This is a genomic window from Desulfomicrobium escambiense DSM 10707 (assembly GCF_000428825.1).
GTDB classification, from domain to species: domain Bacteria; phylum Desulfobacterota; class Desulfovibrionia; order Desulfovibrionales; family Desulfomicrobiaceae; genus Desulfomicrobium; species Desulfomicrobium escambiense.
The window spans coordinates 1-3,485 of sequence record NZ_AUAR01000009.1; the positions used below are offsets into that span (position 1 = coordinate 1).

The window sequence follows — 3,485 nt, forward strand, 5'->3', positions numbered from 1 at the left end:
TCTGTCGATGGAATGGTTCCGGTGTCGGGCCGAGGCGCGGGTTGTGATCGAGGAATGGAGGCGGCACTACAACTCCGTTCGCCCGCATTCAAGCCTGAACAACATGACGCCAGAACATTTCTGTCGGCAGTATGGAAAAAACATGAACCGTGGGGAAACCCTCAAGAATTGAGTGGTCCGAAGTTTCCCGGCAGGTCAATACCGCTGCTTGGTTGCCGTGAGCGGGTTGTACGTCACGACGACGGTGCGTTCCCGGCCCCAGTATTCGCCGGTCGTGCGCCAGGCCGAAAGAAGGTCGTCCTCGCGGCCCTGAGCCTTGAGTTCCAGGTTGTGCACCGTCTCGACTACCGAGAACTGATCGCGCCCGGCATGAATGAGATCTTCGGCAAAATATGGAGAATACGTGGTGATGAAGTGAGCGCCTTCCGTGGCGTCAATGGCGCTGATGTTCTCCGGAGAGTTCATTCCCTTGTCAAAGACGATGGTCACGTCCTTTTGTCCGCAACCCTGCATTGTCGCGCAGACCTCGTCGATGATCGACTGGAACAACCGGGAGTCATGCCGGTTGCCTTCGTATTCGCGGTAAAAGAACGGCAGCCGGGTTTGCCTATCCACCAGCAGGGCCAGTCCGACCTGCCTGAGCCAGTCCCGTCCTTCCTTGTTCTTGCCGCGTTTGGTCAGTTCCGATTCGGTATCGCTGGCCATGAACGTGAAGTAATTGGTGGTATCGAACAAGAAGCATCCCGAGGCCGAAGGGCGCAGTTCCGCAATCCTGGCAAAGAGCTTCTGGGCGATGTCGCGCAGATGCTTCTCCTCGACCAATCCCCATTTGCGCCAATAGCCATCTGAATCCAGCACCTGGATATCGGTGGCTCGAATGGACTGGATGGCGGTATGGGAGAACCATTCCGGCAGCGCTCGTTTGGACGTGGAGTCGACCATGCGGTTGAAGGCGGCGTAGAGAAAGTACTCACCGACGCTTGGCCCGGAATCCTTGGATTTCTGCGGGACAATCTCGTCAATGATCCCGGTCACGCCAACCATCTTTTCGATCTCGTTTGCCAGCCACAACGCGCCGAACTCCTGGACCTGAATGCGACTCAGGTCCGTAGACTTCTGCCCAGTGACCAAGCTGAGAATCTTTTCCACTGTGCCGAGGTAGACCTGATTCACAACCTTGGGCTTGCCGTTCACACGGGCAATCTCACGGATGTAGAAGTAGGGTCTTCCGTTTTTCATTTTCTTATGAAGGTGCGCCATGTCTCGGCCATATCATAAGGGTCTTACATGTGCAAGAAAAATCATTCTTTTTGGTAAAAAATCAGCAAGTTGTGTCGTGGAAAAACGGGAAAGGAAGGGGTCTTACAGGAAATGTAAGGGTAATAGTCTGGAATTATGAAGAAAATGGGCCTGGATCAGGAGATTTTTTCGAAACTCCTGTCTAACGATTCGCGGACCCCTCATGTCACCTCAAAAGTCACCCTTTTTCATATTCCCCAGGGTGTCGATCACCTTATTGGTTTGTTCTAAAAAAAACGAACGGGGATGAGAAATCAATCGGAATAGTCGGGAGCGGCCTTGGCTCCGGTGCGATGTCGGTCTCGCGGTCCGCGAGCAAACTGATCTCGCACTGCATGCGCTTCAATTTATCACAATCATGGTCACTGAAGAATCTCGGGCAGCTTTTTGAGCATACACGAAACTCCTGCGTCCAGTCCAGGCGAGATGCGGAGACTGGGCAATGTTCGAAGGCCCGGAAGTTTTTGGGGCATTTCTGAATATTCCTTGAGACGAAAATGCTGAATGAAGGTGGCAGCCAGGGAATAAAATGTCTTGCGAATATGTACGGTTTTCTGCTAATAACTGCACGTTTTGTATGTACTTATTTTTCAAAGTTCGGTGTTTTTTTTAAACTGTATACGAGATAACGATATGTTCTATCGTGCGCTTGCCATGTTAATTTATGTAAAGATGTAATCTATCTGTTTTGATTGTATGTTGTGTATTTCGTTTTTTTGAAAATAATAGAAAATTTTCGACCTTCATGATTTTCCAGGAGGAAGCAATGAAGTGGGTTTTCGCGTTCCCGGAGGGTTCCATCGCGGTTCAGTGCAGAAAGACCATGCTGTTATTGGCAGCTCTCCTTTTTCTTTCAACGTCTGCACGTGCAGCGAGTCTCATGGATGTTTACCGGCAGGCGATCGCGAATGATCCAACCTTTCAAAGCTATCAATTCCGGACACTTGTCGCCACTGAGGGCAAGCGGCAGGCTTTGGCCGCCATGCTGCCCACTGTCGTCGCCACGGCGGGCTACGTGCATCAGAACCAGGACATCGTCAGCACCGAGAACGAAGTCTACGATGCCGGCACTGCCGATTACGGGACCACGACGTATGCGGTGACCCTGACCCAGCCCCTGTTCGACTGGGGGGCGTACGTCGGATGGAAACAGGCCGAAGTCGTCCGGGCCAGGTCCGAGATGGAATACGTGCTTGCCGGGCAGGAACTCATCACGCGCGTCGCGGACCTCTACTTCCAGGCCCTGGCCGCAGGGGACAGGCTGGAATACGCCGTCATCGAGCAGACCGCCGTGGAGAAGCACTTCGAGCTCGCCCAGAGCCGCCTGGACATGGGGCTCGTTCCCATAACCGACCTGCACGACGCCAAGGCGCGCCTGGCCGCCACCGAGGCCCAGACCATCGAGGCCCGCAACAAGCTCGCCGACGCCCTGCAGGGTCTGAGTGAGGTCACTGGGGAACCGGTGGATGCCCTGGTTCAGCTGGGGCCCAATGTGCGTTTCAAGGGCGCCGAGCCGGCGGACATGGATTCGTGGCTCAAGGGCGCCGTCGACGGAAATCCGGCCATAGAACTGGGCCGGAAAGCCGTAGCGGTGGCCGAACTCGAGGTTTCGCGTCAGAACGCCGGGCATTACCCGACCCTAAACCTCGTCAGCTCTTTTGACAACGAGGACACCGAAGACTCCCTCTTCGGCGGCAGCAGCGAGGTGGAGACGTACAAGGTCGGCGTGCAGCTGAAAGTGCCGCTGTACCAGGGCGGAGAAGTGGCGTCCAAGGTGCGTTCGGCGAGGCACGAAGTGAGCGTCGCCCGCCAGGAATTGATCAAGCAGGAGCGGTCGGTGGACCGCAAGACCCGAGCGGCCTTCCTCGGAGTCGACAGTTCCCTGAAGCGCGTCGACGCCCTGGCCGAGTCGGTGGAAGCCAACAAGCTGGCCCTGCAGGCTAAGCAGGAAGGGTTCATGTCCGGGCTTTTCACCAGCCTGGCCGTCCTGGATGCCGAGCGCGACCTGGCGATGGTCAGCATCGACCACGCTCAGGCCCGCTATGACTACATCCTCAACAGTCTCAGGCTCAAGCAGGCCGTAGGCACCCTGGCCGAGAAGGACCTGCGGAATCTGGAAAACTGGCTCGTGAAGTAAACCGTTCACCGCTTTGCCGCCCTCGCAGGGGCGGTGGGAGGGTTTGGGC

Annotated in this window: 2 protein-coding genes and 1 pseudogene; 2 read left to right on the forward strand and 1 reads right to left on the reverse strand. The window is 55.7% G+C overall.

Features of this window, described 5'->3' with window-relative positions:
• Positions 1 to 172: integrase core domain-containing protein (locus tag G394_RS20780; protein ID WP_156902562.1), on the forward strand; the 172-nt coding region annotated here is incomplete at its 5' end.
• A gap of 26 nt (positions 173 to 198) precedes the next feature.
• Here the strand turns inward: G394_RS20780 and G394_RS18725 are convergent.
• Positions 199 to 1,260, reverse strand: a pseudogene (locus tag G394_RS18725) (IS1634 family transposase); the annotation flags it as partial.
• Between the two features lie 862 nt (positions 1,261 to 2,122).
• Here G394_RS18725 and G394_RS0109570 point away from each other — a divergent pair.
• Positions 2,123 to 3,436 carry a TolC family outer membrane protein gene (locus G394_RS0109570; protein ID WP_245578307.1) on the forward strand — a complete coding sequence of 438 codons (1,314 nt, stop codon included), beginning with the start codon at positions 2,123 to 2,125 and terminating at the stop codon, positions 3,434 to 3,436.
• Positions 3,437 to 3,485 lie beyond the last annotated feature (49 nt).

What these genes read in the sequence shown, in the direction of transcription:
- G394_RS0109570 (WP_245578307.1), top strand. Translation starts at nt 2,123, where the DNA reads ATGCTGTTATTGGCAGCTCTCCTTTTTCTTTCAACGTCTGCACGTGCA.